This is a genomic window from Ignatzschineria sp. 22MB058224 (assembly GCF_058188435.1).
Window position 1 is genome coordinate 191,304 of the sequence record NZ_CP187366.1, and the last position, 17,199, is coordinate 208,502.

The 17,199-nt window shown below is 38.4% G+C and carries 16 protein-coding genes and 1 tRNA gene; 16 read left to right on the top strand and 1 reads right to left on the bottom strand.

All coding sequences use genetic code 11. The annotated features are described in order from the left end of the window. Nucleotides 1-55 precede the first annotated feature (55 nt). Genes ACPF7B_RS00745 through ACPF7B_RS00755 form a run of 3 tightly spaced genes read left to right on the top strand, consistent with a single transcriptional unit; the run spans nt 56 to nt 1,536 of the window. On the top strand, nt 56-757 hold the full coding sequence (locus ACPF7B_RS00745) for an AzlC family ABC transporter permease (RefSeq protein WP_490505732.1): 702 nt from the start codon (nt 56-58) through the stop codon (nt 755-757). Further along, nucleotides 750-1,094 (top strand): AzlD domain-containing protein, encoded by a 345-nt coding sequence (locus ACPF7B_RS00750; RefSeq protein ID WP_490505733.1) that lies wholly within the window; start codon nt 750-752, stop codon nt 1,092-1,094. Before ACPF7B_RS00745 ends, ACPF7B_RS00750 begins: the two co-directional genes overlap by 8 nt. 52 nt (nt 1,095-1,146) lie before the next feature. Then, nucleotides 1,147-1,536: a VanZ family protein gene (locus ACPF7B_RS00755; RefSeq protein ID WP_490505734.1), complete on the top strand. Its 390-nt coding sequence runs from the start codon at nt 1,147-1,149 to the stop codon at nt 1,534-1,536. A 130-nt stretch (nt 1,537-1,666) separates the two neighbouring features. On the opposite strand, the gene ACPF7B_RS00760 is transcribed toward ACPF7B_RS00755, so the two are convergent. Beyond that, a tRNA-Ser gene (locus ACPF7B_RS00760) sits at nt 1,667-1,757 on the bottom strand. A gap of 373 nt (nt 1,758-2,130) precedes the next feature. Between ACPF7B_RS00760 and ACPF7B_RS00765 the strand changes: the two genes are divergently transcribed. From ACPF7B_RS00765 to ACPF7B_RS00825, 13 genes are all read left to right on the top strand, one after another. Beyond that, the gene (locus ACPF7B_RS00765) at nt 2,131-2,649 is read left to right on the top strand and encodes an Hcp family type VI secretion system effector (RefSeq protein WP_490505735.1); all 519 of its coding nucleotides are present in this window, start codon (nt 2,131-2,133) and stop codon (nt 2,647-2,649) included. Nucleotides 2,650-2,922: 273 nt separating this feature from the next. Then, nucleotides 2,923-5,520, top strand: a complete 2,598-nt coding sequence (gene tssH / locus ACPF7B_RS00770; RefSeq protein ID WP_490505736.1) for a type VI secretion system ATPase TssH — start codon at nt 2,923-2,925, stop codon at nt 5,518-5,520. Between the two features lie 5 nt (nt 5,521-5,525). Beyond that, a complete protein-coding gene (locus ACPF7B_RS00775; RefSeq protein ID WP_490505737.1) occupies nt 5,526-7,067 on the top strand; it encodes a sigma-54-dependent transcriptional regulator in 1,542 nt (513 codons plus the stop codon). Nucleotides 7,068-7,091: 24 nt separating this feature from the next. Continuing rightward, nucleotides 7,092-7,589 carry a type VI secretion system contractile sheath small subunit gene (gene tssB / locus ACPF7B_RS00780; protein ID WP_490505738.1) on the top strand — a complete coding sequence of 166 codons (498 nt, stop codon included), beginning with the start codon at nt 7,092-7,094 and terminating at the stop codon, nt 7,587-7,589. 8 nt (nt 7,590-7,597) lie between these two features. After that, a complete protein-coding gene (gene tssC, locus ACPF7B_RS00785; RefSeq protein WP_490505739.1) occupies nt 7,598-9,082 on the top strand; it encodes a type VI secretion system contractile sheath large subunit in 1,485 nt (494 codons plus the stop codon). A gap of 73 nt (nt 9,083-9,155) precedes the next feature. Continuing rightward, a complete protein-coding gene (tssE, locus tag ACPF7B_RS00790) occupies nt 9,156-9,611 on the top strand; it encodes a type VI secretion system baseplate subunit TssE (protein ID WP_490505740.1) in 456 nt (151 codons plus the stop codon). A gap of 66 nt (nt 9,612-9,677) precedes the next feature. Then, the gene (gene tssF, locus ACPF7B_RS00795) at nt 9,678-11,450 is read left to right on the top strand and encodes a type VI secretion system baseplate subunit TssF (protein WP_490505741.1); all 1,773 of its coding nucleotides are present in this window, start codon (nt 9,678-9,680) and stop codon (nt 11,448-11,450) included. Beyond that, on the top strand, nt 11,447-12,415 hold the full coding sequence (gene tssG, locus ACPF7B_RS00800) for a type VI secretion system baseplate subunit TssG (RefSeq protein WP_490505742.1): 969 nt from the start codon (nt 11,447-11,449) through the stop codon (nt 12,413-12,415). Before tssF ends, tssG begins: the two co-directional genes overlap by 4 nt. A gap of 34 nt (nt 12,416-12,449) precedes the next feature. After that, a complete protein-coding gene (tagH, locus tag ACPF7B_RS00805; protein ID WP_490505743.1) occupies nt 12,450-13,646 on the top strand; it encodes a type VI secretion system-associated FHA domain protein TagH in 1,197 nt (398 codons plus the stop codon). Nucleotides 13,647-13,655: 9 nt separating this feature from the next. Then, nucleotides 13,656-14,192: a type VI secretion system lipoprotein TssJ gene (tssJ, locus tag ACPF7B_RS00810; RefSeq protein ID WP_490505744.1), complete on the top strand. Its 537-nt coding sequence runs from the start codon at nt 13,656-13,658 to the stop codon at nt 14,190-14,192. 2 nt (nt 14,193-14,194) lie between these two features. Further along, on the top strand, nt 14,195-15,532 hold the full coding sequence (tssK, locus tag ACPF7B_RS00815) for a type VI secretion system baseplate subunit TssK (RefSeq protein WP_490505745.1): 1,338 nt from the start codon (nt 14,195-14,197) through the stop codon (nt 15,530-15,532). 44 nt (nt 15,533-15,576) lie between these two features. Next, a complete protein-coding gene (icmH, locus tag ACPF7B_RS00820; protein WP_490505746.1) occupies nt 15,577-16,443 on the top strand; it encodes a type IVB secretion system protein IcmH/DotU in 867 nt (288 codons plus the stop codon). A gap of 14 nt (nt 16,444-16,457) precedes the next feature. Continuing rightward, a complete protein-coding gene (locus tag ACPF7B_RS00825) occupies nt 16,458-17,198 on the top strand; it encodes a type VI secretion system-associated protein TagO (protein ID WP_490505747.1) in 741 nt (246 codons plus the stop codon). Nucleotide 17,199: the final 1 nt, after the last annotated feature.

Genomic DNA, 17,199 nt, shown 5'->3' on the forward strand with positions numbered 1-17,199 from the left:
TAAAAATGTGACTTGTACAATCATTTATAAGAATCTAAAAAGGGGGAAAGGCTGAATGAAGATCTGCTCTGAGGAACAATATAGCTGGCGTTATGCAGTGAAAGTTACTGCGCCGGTGGCGATGGGTTATGCACCCGCGGGAATAGCCTTTGGCGTTTTAGCGAGTGTTGCGGGGATTCCATGGTGGATATCAGTATTAATCTCGGTTATTGTTTTTTCTGGAGCTGCCCAATATGCTGCAATTCCATTAATTGCATCAGGTGCAGGATTTATAAATCTCACAATAAACACCTTAGTGATTAATTTGCGCCATATTTTCTATGCCTTACCTTTGATGAATGCACTGCCGAAGAATCGTTGGAAGCGAGCATATTGTCTATTTTGTATTACAGATGAGTGTTTTTCCGTTATGACTAATTTAAAGCTGGAAGAGCAGCGAGCTCTCTTTCCAAAAATTGCCTTTTTAGTGCATTTTTATTGGGTCTTTGCCACTATTCTTGGCATTATTGCTGGGGAAGAGTTAGCAAAACTTATTCCAAATTTAGAATTTGCACTTCCGGCGCTCTTTATTATTTTGTGGTTTGAGCAGATGCGAGCTAAAAGAATTTGGTGGCCAACACTTGCGGCAGCTATTTTTTATCTCTTAATGCTACTCATTATTCCACGATATGCGCTATTAATGGCGCTTATCGCTTCCGTGATCTTTATTCTTTTTAAGGGAATACTGACAGTAAAAAAGGTGGTGAATAATGGTTGATCAATCCTTACTGATGCTCATAATTTCGATTGTTACCATGGGGATTATTACCTTTATTTTGCGAGCCTTCCCCACATTTGTACCGAAGCGGATTTTGCAATCGCATCTCTTACGCTTCTTAAATTATGCTTTACCATTGAGCGTGATGACGATTTTAATTTTTCACAGTTTAGAGATCGATATTTTTGCTCCCAAAATCATCGATATTATTGCCAAAGTATTGGCGTTGCTATTGGTTTTGTTGAGTTATATTTTGTGGAGAAATGTTTTTTTGAGTGTGATTATCGGTGTTGCGAGCTTAAATGGAGCACTTTATCTTGTCGAAATGCTTGTTTAAGGGAACTATAAACAGATAAAATAGCTCTAATTTCAATTTAGAGAGGTTTATCATGAGCATTGTTAAAAAATGGTCATACATGACATTTTTCTGGTTTGTTCTCGTACTATTGATTCTATTCGTTCCGGGACCCACAGCCGATAATCCTTCTCCTTTCTTATTTCCGCACAGTGATAAAGTTGTGCATTTCTCGATATTTGCGGTTCTCGCTGGTTTACTATTTCATACAATATCTGTTTCAGATTTTGTAGGGCGTTCTTGCAATAGTTTACGTTTTGTAGCCTTTTTACTCCTATTGGCTTTTGGTCTTTTTAGTGAAGTAGTTCAAGATGCATGGATCGAAGGTCGTAACGGTGATCTATGGGATTTTATTGCAGATGTCATTGGGATCATTTTCGGTATTGTAGTGAGTCAATTAGTGATTGTTATGAATAAGATTTAGACCCTATAGAGTAAAAGCGACTACTTATTTTATTGGTTATTTAAGTCTTTAGTAGATTAGATAGTACTCAAAGTATGCCAATAATATGATATTAACAAAAAACCCTTAGTAAAAACTAAGGGTTTTAATATGGCGGAAAAGGAGGGATTCGAACCCTCGATACGCTATTAACGTATACACCCTTAGCAGGGGTGCGCCTTCAGCCACTCGGCCACTTTTCCATTTGTCTACTGTGTAAGTAGACGTACTATTATAGTAATTCTTTTGCAGATGTAAAGCCTAAAATTTCTTCAATTACAGTCTTTTCTATAATAGAGGATTGATTCTCCATTTTTTAGGATCTTCGAATTTTTGAGTGAGCATTGAGCAATAAAGATGGCAAAAAATTGCAAACAGGCAATATATTGCCATTGTTCATTGTTGGGAATTGACTAATGTCAGGTTTGGAATTTTTATTCCCAGTTTTGATTTTTTTCTCTTGTAATCTTCGAGATGTGCATTCTATTTCACCAATGAAAAGAGTGTCATTCCTATAAATTCATAATTTAATCCTTTTAGTTTTATTCAATAATCTAAGAAAATTGGAGAAAAAATATGTCAACACCATGTTATGTATCAATTGAAGGTTTAACTCAAGGTAATATTACAGCGGGAGCTTTTACGGCGGAATCAGTAGGTGATATCTATGTAGAAGGTCATGAAGATGAGATGTTAGTTCAGGAAGTGAAACATATTGTAACAGTTCCAACAGACCCGCAATCAGGTCAACCATCTGGCCAACGTGTACATCGTCCGTTTATTATTACGGTAGATCTTAATAAAGCAGTCCCACTTCTTTATAACGCATTAGTTTCAGGTGAGCAATTACCGAAAGTAGAAGTGAAATGGTACCGTACTTCATCTTCAGGTCAGCAAGAGCATTTCTTTACAACAACATTAACAGATGCGATTGTGACAGAAATTAATCAAGTACTTCCAAATGCGATTAACCCAGAAAACAAACCTTATCGTCAATTAATCGATATCTCATTTGCTTATCGTAAAATTGATTGGGATCATGAATCTGCGGGTACTAAAGGTTATGATGACTGGAGAAACCCACGCCAGGTATAATAGATTATTGTTAATTTTTATTAAAACAGTAATGTTAGAAAAAAGAGCTTTTATAAGCTCTTTTTATTTTAAATAAAATATTTGAATAAACATTCAAAAACATATAATTAAAGTTTTTAACAAGTGGTAATTATATTCATATTAAAAATCGATAATTGATCTTTATCAGAATAACGATTTTAATATGAGAAATTGTTTTTACGCTGATATATATTCTTATACCTAAATTCACATTTATTTAATTTTCATGGATAGAGAGATATAGAGGCGAATATGATTAGAGTCGATTTATCAGTTATTTTAGAGAAACTCGGGGAAATTAATAAGATTGCTCTAGAGGAAGCTGCCGGACTCTGTATAGAGCGCCGAAATAGTGAAGTGACTATTTTGCATCTTCTCTATTCATTAACTGAAATGCCTCTCACTGATTGTCGACTTTTGTTAAAAGATATCGATATTGATTTAGCAGATTTACAGCAAGAGATTTTAAAATATCTTCCTCATGGTGAAGCTGTTTTGGAAAGCTATCCTGTTTTTTCACCGCTTTTAGTGGAAGCTTTGCAAGATGCTTGGTTACTTTCCACAACTGAGTTACATGAAGAGACGCTCCGTTCAGGTGCTTTTATGTTAGCAGTACTTCTTCGTATTGAGCGCTATTTACCATTTGAGCTTGTGAAGCTTTTTTCGAAAGTTAATCGTGAAAGTCTACGCCATAACTTTCGTGAGATTTTTGCTGATAGTGCCGAAAATACTCAAGATAAACGGCACGATAAAACTAAAAATAATGGTTTGCTTGATCAAGCCTCCTATCTTAAAAAATATGCAATTGATTTAACACAGCAAGCCAAAGAAGGCGAATTAGATCCCGTTTTATCTCGCGATGAAGAGATCTATTTGATGATCGACATTCTCTCTCGTCGGCGAAAAAATAATCCAATAGTTGTTGGGGATGCTGGAGTTGGTAAAAGTGCGTTAATTGAAGGACTTGCTCAAAAAATTGTTGTGGGTGATGTGCCTGAAACCTTGCAAGGTGTAACACTCTATATGCTCGATTTAGGGCTTTTGCAAGCGGGAGCATCTGTAAAAGGAGAGTTTGAGAAGCGTCTCAAAGGAGTGATTGAGGAGGTTAAGAATTCGCAAACCCCGATCATTCTCTTTATTGATGAAGCACATACTCTGATTGGTGCTGGAAATAGTGAAGGAGGCGGTGATGCTGCTAACTTGTTAAAACCTGCTTTAGCTCGTGGTGAATTGCGTACAATTGCGGCAACAACTTGGCGCGAATACAAAAAGTACTTTGAAAAAGACCCAGCACTCTCTCGTCGATTCCAATTAGTGATGGTGGAAGAACCACATGTTCAAGCAGCGATTAATATTATGCGCGGTCTACGAGAAACATATGAGAAAGCGCATAAGGTTATGATTACCGATGATGCATTAGTTGCATCAGTCGTTTTATCGGAGCGATACTTAGCAGGCCGTCAATTACCTGATAAAGCGATTGATATACTCGATACAGCTTGTGCCCGTGTTTCGATTAACTTCAATGTTCCTCCCTTGAAACTCACCAATCTTCGGAATAATTTGGGTGAACTAAAACTTGAAAAAGCATTATTAGAGCGTGAATTTTTATTGGGAAACATGAAAAATGAATCACGTTATGAAGATCTTGTAAAAATTGAAGAAGAGACGCTAGCAGAGTTAGAATTACTCGAGAATCGCTGGAACGAGCAAAAAGCTCTGACGCTTGAAATTCGAGATCTTCGTGATGATATTCTTAATGCAGCAGAAGAAGAAAAGCCTGAATTATTAGGACTTTTATTAGAGAAAGAGGTTCTTTTTGAAGAGCTCGTTGGAGACATGCGATTGGTGAATTCGCATGTCGATGAAAAACAAATTGCCTCTGTCATTTCAGATTGGACGGGCGTTCCAATTAATCAGATGAATTCGGATGAACTTGTGAAGATGACCGAGCTTCCAACACATCTTGAAAAAAATATTAAAGGCCAGAATATCGCGCTTGAGAAGATTCATCAGCGCTTATTAACGTCGCGAGCAGACTTGCAAAAAACAGGACGACCACAAGGGGCTTTTTTGTTAGTTGGTCCAAGTGGTGTGGGTAAAACAGAAACAGCCTTACAAATTGCTGAGCTTCTCTATGGTGGCAAACAATTTATTACGACGATTAATATGTCGGAATATCAAGAGAAACACACTGTTTCACGTTTAATTGGTTCACCTCCGGGGTATGTTGGATATGGAGAAGGTGGAATTTTAACAGAGGCCATTCGTCAAAAGCCTTACTCGATTGTTCTTTTAGATGAAGTGGAAAAAGCACATCCAGAAGTACTGAATATCTTCTATCAAGTATTTGATAAAGGTGAGGTATTAGATGGTGAAGGACGATTGATTGATTGTCAAAATATCCTTTTCTTTTTGACCTCAAATTTAGGTTATCAAACAATTGTCGACTATGCTGATCGTCAAGAAGAGATGGCAGATGTACTATATCAGGATTTAACAAAGTTCTTCCAACCGGCGCTTTTAGCACGTATGGAAGTAGTGCCTTATCTTCCACTTGAAGGTGCGGTTCTTGAAGAGATCATTATTCATAAGCTCAACAAGCTTAAAGAATTACTGCTAAAACGCTATGAGGCAGAGGTCTTTTTAGGTGACGGGCTTGTGGAAGAGATTCGTAAACGGGCAACGCGTTCAGAAAATGGTGCACGTTTAATTGAGTCGATAATCGAAGGACAATTATTGCCATCACTTTCTCTAAAATTATTACAGGCATTGAGTCGTGCAGAGACTATTCAAAGCATTACTCTTGACGTGGTAGATGAGGATTTCACAAGTTCAGTAACGGTATAAAGATTATGATCTTTCATGCATCTTCTGATGTAAAAGAGCATCGATATGTCTTTAAGATGATTGAGAGCCAAGATTCTCAAGAAGTGATCAATAACTTAATGTTGGCCTTTCATGAACTTTTTGGTCTTAAGAGTGCTTTTTATATGCCGTTATCGGCTGATAAAAAGCAATTGATTTACATGTCTGATCAATTCTACTTAGATAATCATCGCTCTATTACATTTAATCTTACAGAATTTTCCCATCCTTTTACGGCGATCTATCAAGAAAATAGTGCCGATGAAATAGAGAAAGTGAAATTCATGTATTGGTGTAATCAAGATAAAAATTTTGCCCATCTAATGGGAAACCGCGGGATTTTTAACGGGTGTGCCGTTATTCCTCTACATCAAGGCGAGCGAAATTTTATCGGATTGATTGTGATTGATTTAGTGGAGTTTCGTAATGTTGATTTTGATGTGCAGTGGCTAAATTTTTTTATGAAATTGAGCACACTTTTTCTTCAAAGCCTTGACCGAATCCGTATCTATAAAGAAGAGCGTTATTATCTTAACCAATCGTTAAAATCAGGAAATGCAAATCAAGAACGTTCTGTGATTAAGTCTAAAATCAAAGAGAATATGATTGCAAACTCCCTTGAGATGGACAAAATCGTCAGTAAAATCGCGATGATTAGCGATGCAGCAATTTCAGTACTGCTAACGGGGGAGTCTGGAACTGGTAAAACCTATATTGCAAAGATCATTCACCAACACTCATTGCGCTCTAAAGAGCCATATATCGAATTGAATTGTGAAGAGAATGCGAAAGAGGATTTGGAAGCAATCCTTTTTGGTAATGATGGTCTCATCAGTCAGGTTGGGCATGGCACGCTTTTTTTAGATGAAATCAGCGCATTGCCTAATGAGATCCAATTAAAGTTAGCACAAGTTTTCTTAAATGGTCTTTATCAAGATTCTAATAGTGAACGAGAGAATCCCTTTACCGGTCGAGTGATCGCTTCAACACGAGAGGATATTAAAGAGTTGTTAAAAAATCGAGTTATCCGTTCTGATTTTTATGCCCGCATTAGTCAATCAGTGATAGCACTTCCTAAACTTGTCGATCGTCTATCGGATTTTGAGCATTTTGTTGAAAAGTTTATTCAAAAAATTAATAAAAAACTGCCTATAACTGAACAGATTCAGGGGTATACCGAAGGATTTTTAAAGCAGCTATTTCACTATTCATGGCAAGGGAATCTTCATGAGTTGCGAAGTTTTATTGAAACAAAGGCAACGATTGCCACCGATAAAATTTTAACCGCAACGCATCTAGGTCTAGCTAATGGCTTGTCTGAAAAGAGCCTTGAAGAGCAGATTCAAGATTTTGTTAGTCGTCTAATGAATGGCGCTGAATGGAGATTAAATCGAGTTTTAAATGATATTGAGTGCGAGATTCTGAAACAGAGTCTTGATCATTGTAATGGAAAACGTCAGTTAACATCTGAAAAACTGGGGCTTCCCTTACGCACGTTGTCGTATAAGTGTCAAAAATTTGGCCTTTAGCTTGTAAATAAAAAGGAGCTGGAAATGAGTAAGAAAACTGGGTCAGTTGCCCCGAAAGAACGTATTAATATTAAATTTGTTCCTGCCACCGGTGATCAGGTTGAAGAGGTTGAACTCCCCCTTAAAGTCCTTGTTGTAGGGGATTTTAAAGGAATTGATGAGGAAGACTCTATCGAAGATCGTAAGGTTGTGTCGGTGAATAAGAACAATTTTGAGTCCGTTCTAAAAGAGAGCAATCTTGAGATTGAAACGGGTGTGCGTAATCGATTAGTGGACGATGAAGATGCAATGCTTCCTATTAATCTAAAAATTGAGTCGATGCGTGATTTCTCACCAGACTCAATTGCTCAGCAAGTTCCTGAGTTGAAGAAGCTCATAGAGTTACGAGAAGCATTAGTGGCATTAAAAGGTCCGCTTGGAAATCTGCCAGCTTTTAGACATAAATTACAAGAATTATTGGCGGATGAAGATGCTCGAGAAAAGTTACTGAAAGAGCTAAATGTTATTACAGATGAAGAGTAGGAGAGACAATGACTACGCAACAAAGTAAAGAGTTAGTAAGCCAAGCCACTACGAGTACGGGTTTACTAGATGAAATTCTTGCGCAAACAAAAATGACACCGCAAGATGAAGGGTATGACGTTGCTAAAAAAGGGGTGACGGCATTTATCGCGAATATTTTAGCAACCGATAGTACAGAAGATCCTGTTAATAAAAACTTAGTGGATCGCATGCTTGTCGAGCTTGATCGTAAAATCAGCGCACAGATGGATGAAATTCTCCATGCAAAAGCATTTAAAGAGATGGAGACCTCTTGGAAAAACCTTAAATTCTTAGTAGATAATACTGATTTTCGCGAGAATATTAAGATTGAAATTCTCAACGTCAAGAAAGATGAACTTTTAGATGACTTTGAGTTTGCACCAGAAGTTACTCAAGCCGGTTTTTATAAGCATGTATACTCGAGTGAATATGCGCAATTTGGGGGTGAGCCAATTGGACTTGTCGTAGGGAATTATAATTTCTCTCCGTCTGCCCCTGACATGAAGCTATTACAATATGTTTCAGCAGTTGGAGCAATGGCGCATGCCCCTTTTATCTCTTCAGTCGATGCAAGTTTCTTCGGAATTGATAGTTACCAAGATTTACCTAATCTAAAAGATATTAAATCGATTTTTGAAAGTGCTCGTTACACTCGTTGGCGCTCACTAAGAGAGTCAGAAGATGCACGTTACCTTGGCTTAACAACTGCTCGTTTCTTACTTAGAACACCCTACGATCCGGAAGAGAATCCTGTAAAAACATTTGATTATAAAGAGGATGTGACCGCATCTCATGAAGATTATCTTTGGGGAAATACAGCATTTGCTCTCGCGACGCGTTTTACAGAAAGTTTTGCGAAGTATCGTTGGTGCCCAAATATCATTGGTCCTCAAAGTGGTGGAGCCGTAGAAAATTTGCCGGTTCATCTCTATGAGTCATTAGGACAGATTGAGGCAAAAATTCCGACAGAAATTTTAATTACTGATCGTCGTGAATTTGAACTTGCGGAAGAAGGTTTTATCAGTTTAACCATGCGTAAAGGAAGTGATAATGCCGCATTCTTTTCAGCAAACTCTGTGCAAAAACCAAAACGTTTTCCGAATACTAAAGAAGGCAAAGAGGCTGAAACGAACTATAAGTTAGGAACTCAGCTGCCATATATGATGATCATGAATCGTCTTGCGCACTACATCAAAGTTCTACAAAGAGAGCAAATTGGTGCATGGAAAGAGCGACAAGACTTAGAGCGTGAGCTTAATGAATGGATTCGCCAATATATCGCAGACCAAGAGAATCCTCCTGCTGGTGTTCGTAGTAGCCGTCCATTACGTGCTGCAAAAATTACCGTCCATGATGTGGAAGGTGAGCCAGGTTGGTATCGCGTTTCAATGGCTGTGCGTCCACACTTTAAATATATGGGAGCAAGTTTCGAGCTCTCATTAGTGGGACGTTTAGATAAGAGCGATGAGTAGTTAGGACAAAGTGGAAGTAAAAGTATTAGTCAATATTGGCTAATACTTGCTCCATTATCATGAGGATGGCGCAATGACAAATGATACAAATTATGGCATACGGCAACGAGGGCTCTCTTTTTTAGAGCGATTAAATCGTGGTCAACCAAATCGTCGAGTTCATCGATTAGATGTGGATTTTGAAAGTGTCGTTCACTCCATTAAAGAGAATCTTAATAAAATATTAAATGCGCGTAAGGGGCATTCTATGAGTGCGCCTGATCTTGGATTGATTGATCTTAATGATGCAACTAATACTGAAAGTGATGTGTCAGCAAAAATTTGTTTAGAGATTCAGAAATGTATTTTGGAGTATGAACCGCGAGTGAAAGATGTGGAAGTTTCCATTGTCCCAGACTATGACAATCCAACTATCTGGCGGATTAGTGCTATGGTTACCGTTTTTTTAAGTGCCGTGGGGGATAAAACGAAAGAGGCATATATCGATATTCTCTATGCAAATAATAAGCGTTATTACGTAGAAGTTTAAGAATAGTGAATTTTGTAAAGCAGTGTAACAGCGATAGTTGTAGAGAAGAGTTAAAAGGAATTAATCATGAAATTTGATAAATATTTTAGAGAAGAGCTCGCATATTTACGAGAACAGGGACGAGCCTATTCTCAGATAAAGCCCCATTTATCAAGTTTTTTAGATGGGAAATATACTGACCCTGATGTTGAGCGGCTACTGGAAGGATTTGCCTTTTTAACAGGGCGTTTACGTCAAAAGCTCGATGATGATTTCCCCGAACTTACACATTCTGTTATCAACATGCTTTGGCCAAATTATTTGCGCCCCTTTCCAAGTGTGGTGATTACCAAATTCTCAACAATCAATAACCTTATTCAAAATCGTCAAGTTATTGAGGCGGGTGTTGAGCTTTCAGGGTATGCCCCTGAGAGTAAAATTTATTGCCCATTCCAAACATGCCGAAGCGTTACACTCTATCCATTAGAACGAACACATTTAGATCTTGAACAGACCAAAGATTTGACATCTATCTCGCTTGACTTTGAAGTGGAAGGGGAGAGCACCTTAGGATCTATTGATTTAGAAGATCTTACATTTTTCTTAGGTGAGGCCTCTCATGAGGCCTATACGCTTTATCTTTGGTTTCATCATTTTTTAAGTAAAATTGAGATCTATGTTGGTGATCAAGTGATATCTGTGCCGTTATCATGTTTGAAAGATGTTGGTTTTGAAGAAGATGAAGGAATTTTGCCATATCCCAAAAATGTTTATCAAGGCTATCGAGTTTTACATGAATATTTGGTCTATCCGGAATCTTTTCTCTTTTTGAAATTGGATCATCTATCCCATTTTTTTGCCAATATTCCCGAACAAAAATTTCAGCTTAAATTTAGTTTTCGTAAATCCTTTCCTCATGATGTACGGATTACTAATCGTCATTTACAGCTCTACTGTGTGCCGGCGATTAACCTCTTTAAACATGATGCCGATCCTATTTCGCTTGAAGGGTTTGGCAATGAATATATTGTGAAACCTTCTCGCCGTAATCCCGAGAAATATGAGATCTTCTGTTTTAATAAAGTAGAAGGATGGGGGCGACCGGGTGATGTGAATGGTGTTGAACAAGTCAGAGAATATCATGCTTTTGAGGGTTTTCAGCATGAGGAAGAGCGGGAACGAAAAGGGGATTCTTACTATTACCGAACTCGGGTAAAAGAGAATATTCTTTACGGAGGATTAGATCATTTTATCGCATTTTCCCGTAATGATGAGCTTTCTCAGATCGGGGTCAATGAGACAATTTCGCTTGAACTTCTTTGCAGTAATCGCTTTGTACCCTTAGAACTCGGTAAGGGTGATATTACCACCTCAAAAGACTCTGAACCGGCCTATATTACTGTTAAAAATATTACAGAGCCGAGTATGCCGCTTCATCCAATGACTGATGAGCGTCTGTTGTGGATGTTAATTTCTAATCTCGCACTCAATTACACCTCTTTATTATCGCAAGATAGCTTAAAAACGGTGATTAAAGCTTATGATTTCCGCTCAATCTATGATCGACAAGCAGAAAAAATCACGCGTAAAAAGATCAATGAGGGCATTTTGGAGATTAAAACAAAACCAATTGATCGAGTTCATAAAGGGTTGCCAATTCGAGGAATTCACTCAACATTGACGTTAGATGAATCTGCATTCGCGAGTGAAGGAGATCTTTTTCTCTTTGCAAAAGTGCTCAGTCAATTCTTTAGACTCTATGCGAGTATTAATTCCTTTCACGAGTTGACAGTAATTAATGCTGCAAATAATGAGCATTATTTCTTTGGTGCCGACGTAGGGAGACAGCCACTGATATGATGAACGTGGAGTTTATTGAGCATTTTTTACGTGAAAATGCCAAAAAATATAGCTTCTACCAAATGGTGAAGGTGCTGCATCTTTACCTAAAAGAGATTTCGGCGGAAGAGGGGAATTCGCTTCGAAAAATTCTATATAGCGCATCTTCTCATCTAGGTTTTGCAGAGACAGATATTCGGCAACTACAATTTGAAAAGGATTGTATCGATCTTGAAACCACATTTTTAGGGTTATCAGGTTCTCAATCGCCGCTGCCTAATTTTATTTTAGATGAGCTAGCGATTAATGATGATGAGGATATTCGGAAAGATTTCCTAGGGCTTTTTAACCATCGTGCATTAACAATTCTCTATAAAGGATGGCGGAAGTATCGTTATCACGAAACATTTTTACCTGGTGCGAGCGATAAAATTTCACAGTGCTTCTTTGCATTAATTGGAGTTGGAGACGAGGATCTTCGCCAAGAGAGTGAGCTTAATTGGCGAAAGATGCTTGCATATATTGGGATGATTACGGGGAAAAGTCGTTCTCAGCAAGTATTAAATGGTGTTTTATCACACTATTTTTCGATCGAAACATCCATTGAAGAGTGGGTGATGCGTTATGTCGAAATCGATTCGAGTCAACAGACAAAATTGGGTGCTGCTAACTGTGCACTAGGAAGTACAACACTCCTTGGGAGCAAAATTCGTGATTGCGCGAATAAATTTAATATCACGATTCATAATCTCGATAAAAAACGATTCATGGATTTTTTACCGGTCGGAAAAGAGCATGAAATTCTTAAAAAAGTGGTGCAATTTATGATGAAAATTCAGATGGCGTATGACCTTTGCTTAGAACTCAAACCCAATGAAATTGCACCTATCAATCTTAATCGTGATTCGGAGAATTTTTTAGGATGGACGACTTTCTTGGGCGATACCGATAAGAAACGGACAGTCAATATTCAGGTACAGGCGTAATTTGTGAAACAGATTTTAAGGAAGGAAAAATAGTATGAATGGGCAAAAGTTGTATTGTGTAGTCGGAAATAGCCAAGAGTTGAAGATCGGATTAAAACCCGAATTTATCTTTAGTGAGTTAGGTGGAACCATTGGATCATCGCCGAATGCGGATTGGCAATTAAAATCAGATTCTAGTCCAATTCTTGAAAAGCATTGCACAATTACAGTGATTGATGATCAATATTGTTTAATCGATCATTCTGGCGATGTTTATATTAATCACTCATTAGCGCCAATCACACCCAATGTACCGATTGCTTTAGGCGTTGAGGATGTTGTCAAAATTGGCAACTATAATGTCCGTTTTCAAACATTTTTAGAGCGTGAAGAAGATCCTCTTCGATTTCATAAGCATGATTTAACCAGTATTTTTTCATCAGAACATGATAATAATTTAGTGCCGGAAGATTGTGCCTCCCAAATTGATCCACTTTCTGCTCTTGAAATTACTCAAAAAGATGAGATCAGTTCCGATTCTAACTCAAGCTTTCATCTTGATGCCGTTATTGGCGCTGTCCCTAAAAACTTCGAAGAGATCGAGAATCATTTTTACGATCCTAATGCAAAAGACTGGAGTGGAAAATCCCATTATGTTTTATCGCCTTTGTTAAAAGGGCTTGATGCCAAAATTAGTACAAATTTAGATTCGAGCGAAGTGCAATATATCGCTGAAGAGATTGGTGCTTCCTTAAAAGAGGCTATTCAAGGTTTATTGAAGCTTTATGAGCAGAATAAGCTGATTTCTCACAATGCTTCTGATAAAGCTTTTCAACCGATTATTGATAATCCATTACAGATGGGACTCTCGTATGATGAAACTGCAAAGCTACTCTTTGATTCAAAAACCAGTTTAGTGCATTTAGCCGCGCCGGCGGCAATGCGTGAGAGTCTAGAGTTATTAGCAGATCATCATCAAGCGACTGAAACTGCGATTAATTATGCATTGATGCGGATATTAGATTCGATTTCTCCAGAACGATTGATGGAGCGTTTTAACTACTATCGTTCGGCTCGTAATCTTCCGCCGGAGGATCGTGAAGCTTGGGCGTGGAAGATGTATCAGGCTTATTATCAAGAGCTTACATCTAGCCGTCAAACAGGTTTTAATAAGCTCTTCTGGGAGCTTTTTGACCAATGTTACGACAAGGAAATTCGCGATCTACAAGATAAAAAACCACAGGATAAGTAAGGAATAGAGATGAAGAAGATCATGAAAATGAGTGGCTTATTATTACTTTTGAGTTTTCTAACTGCTTGTGGAATGCCGGGAGCATATCCAGGAATTTATTCCAATCCTAATGCCTTTGCCCAACAACAGTTAAAAAAACTTGCTGAAGAGAGTGATATTGATCTTGTGCTCGTTGGTGAGGATAAAATTAACCTCAATTTCTACGGTGAGCCAACGCCGGTCACGATAGAGATCTTTCAGTTACAAGATAAAGCACGTTTTTTAGCCGCTGATTACGATAGTTTATCGATCTCTGATAAGTCTTATGTACTGTCAAAAACCTATTTAGATCACGAGGAATATACGATCGATCCCTCATCACATCAATATATTAAAAATATTTCAATCTCTCCAAGAACACGGTTCTTAGGACTTATTGCGCATTTTGGAGATATTGATTCTGTTTTATGGAAAAAAATTATTCGAGTGGATGGGGTTGGTGATGATGCCAAAGTGATTGTTATCGTCAAACCCCAAGAAGTTCGTTTTGAAAGAATGGAGAAATAACAATGTCCAAAAATAGTAGAGTCGTTTGGTCTGAAGGGCTTTTTATTCGACCACATCATTTTCAGCAGATGCAGCGAAATCTTGAATATTTAGTGGAAGCGCGTGCGAAAACATTAAGTGGTAATCGATTTGGCATTGTTGAAGTGAAGATCAATGAGGATCATCTTAAATTTGGCAAAATCACTTTAGAACATGTCACGGGAATGATGCCAGATGGTACATTTTTTGATTTTCCTGCGGAAGATATTTTACCTGAGCCACTTGAGATCGGTACTGCACAATCAGGGAATGAGATTGTCTATCTGGCAGTGATGGAGCGTAATGAGGGACAGAGTGAAGTGGGACAAAATGTTTATAGTCCTACGCGTTTTTGTGAGAAGGAGAGCTTGGTAAAAGATACCCATAGCATTATGGGGAATGCTGATGAAATTAATCTTTCGCCGGTGAAACTCTCATTAATGCTTGGTAGTGAAGATATGAGCTCTTACAGCACAATTGCAATTGCCAAAATCAAGAACCGTGATAACTCCGGTGAGCTTTATCTCTATAATGATTATATTCCTTGCCATCTTAATTCCCGTAAAATTAAGGTTCTCGATGCCTTTTTAGCAGAGCTTGAAGGTTTAGTGCGGACTCGTTCTCAGAATATTGCTCTTCGTGTTGGCAGTCCAACGCAAGGTGGTGTTGCCGATGTTTCGGATTTTATGATGTTGCAAGTACTGAACCTCATGCATGGTGAACTTCAAGGCTTGATTAATCAAAACCATCTTCATCCGGAAGAGCTCTATAAGTTTATGATGCGTTACTGCTCTGAGATCTCAACTTTTGTGGCGGAAGATCGACTTTCTCCAAAATTTATGGCGTACGATCATGTCCATCCTGACACACCTTTTAAAGAGCTTATGCGCTTGCTTCGTCAAGTATTGAGTATTGAATTTGACCTTCGTGCGATCCCGATCAAAATTAATCGTCGTGATCATGGTCTTAGCATTGCACCGCTGTCAGATCCAAGCTTAATCAACAGTGCTGAGTTTGTGTTAGCGTTGAAAGCACAGATGCCAACCGAAGATCTTAAACGTTACTTTGTGCAGCAAGCAAAAATCGCTTCAATCGAGAAAATCCGTGATATTACCTCTGTTCAACTTCCAGCGATTCCTCTATTACCACTACCAGTTACACCTCGTCAGCTTCCTTACCATGCTGATTTTATCTACTTCAAGCTCGATAAAAATCATCCTTCTTGGAAGATGCTCGAAGGCTCAAGTGGTTTTGCGTTCCATGTACCGTTTGAGAACTTCCCAGAATTACAGATGCAGTTTTGGGCAATTCCTCGCCACTAGTCATTGGGGAGTTTGTGCGTAATGGAGAGAAAGTAGAGGGTAAGATGAGCAAGAGAAAGTTAACACCGGCAGTGAAAGATCGCGATGATGTTGTGGCGTATACCCAAGAACAGAAAGATCCTGTGATTACACCATACAGCGATACCTTTATTGAACATGCGCTTTCAGATGAAGAGCACCCGTTTAACTATGATCCGGATTATTGGTTTAAATTGCGTGATGATACGCAAGATAATCTTTTTGTTGATTGTGCTACACCACTGATAGGGCTTATTTTGCGCGCTAGAGGTCAACGTAAGCCTCATGAAGATCTCAATGGGCTCTATCAGCAATGTGTGGATGAGATCAATAGTATTGAGTTTGAGCTTTATGAGGCTGGGTTTGATCATGCGACGATTATTGCCTATCGATATGTACTCTGTACCTTTATTGATGAAGCGATCATGAGTACAGAATGGGGAGCGGGTTCGGCATGGATGTCGAAATCGTTGTTAGTTCACTTCCATAATGAAGCATGGGGTGGTGAAAAAACCTATCTTATTATTAAGAAGCTAGAACAAGATCTTGCAAAATATTTTTCGTTACTGGAGTTTATGTTTCTTTGTCTCTGCCTTGGATTTCAGGGGCGCTTTAAAGTGATGGATTTTCATGCGCAGAAAAAGCACGAGGAAATTGTGCTTAATCTCTATGACAAATTAAAACGTTATAAGCGTTGGGAACCAGAGCCTTTGGTACATCCTTATGAAAATATTGTCCCTAAAGATTATGCACTTAAAAAAGAGATGACGCCGATGAAGATTGTCGTTTCGATCTTTCTTTTTAGTATCGCCGTTTATCTTGTCTATCTCTTTATCCTTAATGGAAAAGGGAATGAGTTAGTGGAAGAGCTTCATAAAGTATTGGTATTTTAAGGATTGATATTGCCATGAGAGATAAATTTTTGGCTCGAACTGTTGTTACACTCTTTTTTTTATTATCGATGAAGTTGCTGTTGGCTGTCTCTGATAATCAACTCGCTCCAATGGGGGTCGTAGTGGCGTATGCCGACAACTATGGAGAGAATGCCCGGCAATTGCGTTTAAAAAGAGCAGAGGTTGATGCGTGCCGATCGATTGAATATGACCGAGAACGACTTCTTTGTTTCGATCTTTTACTCGATACGCCATTTTATTATACAGAAGTTGAAGAGATTGAGGCGGTGAGAGCACCGGAAAAAATCTCTAAAGACCATCCTCAAGAGTGGCGACTTGCAGAGCGGATTAATCAAAGTCGCCCACAAAATTACACGGGTTTTTGGACGCATATTGAGAAATATCCGCATTACGATGCACTCTATTTCACACAACCTGTGGAAAATTTAGGAATCCTTGTATTTAGTTGCGTCAATAATATCAGTCGAATTGAAGTGATGTTGGATGAGCCTTTGCAATCTGGAATTATTCCTGTTTCTGTAACTGCGCGTAATCAATTTGATAAACGTTGGTTACTTGATGATACCGGCTATATTCTACGCGAAGGTCGAGGTATTCCATCAATCGATATTATGCGCGATATGATCGGGCTTTCGGCCTTTACACTGCAGATCAAAGATCGTCGTTATACCATTCCCCTGGGGCCGTTCGCAAGCCAAGTACGCGATTTACAAATTATGTGTCATTGGAGATAGA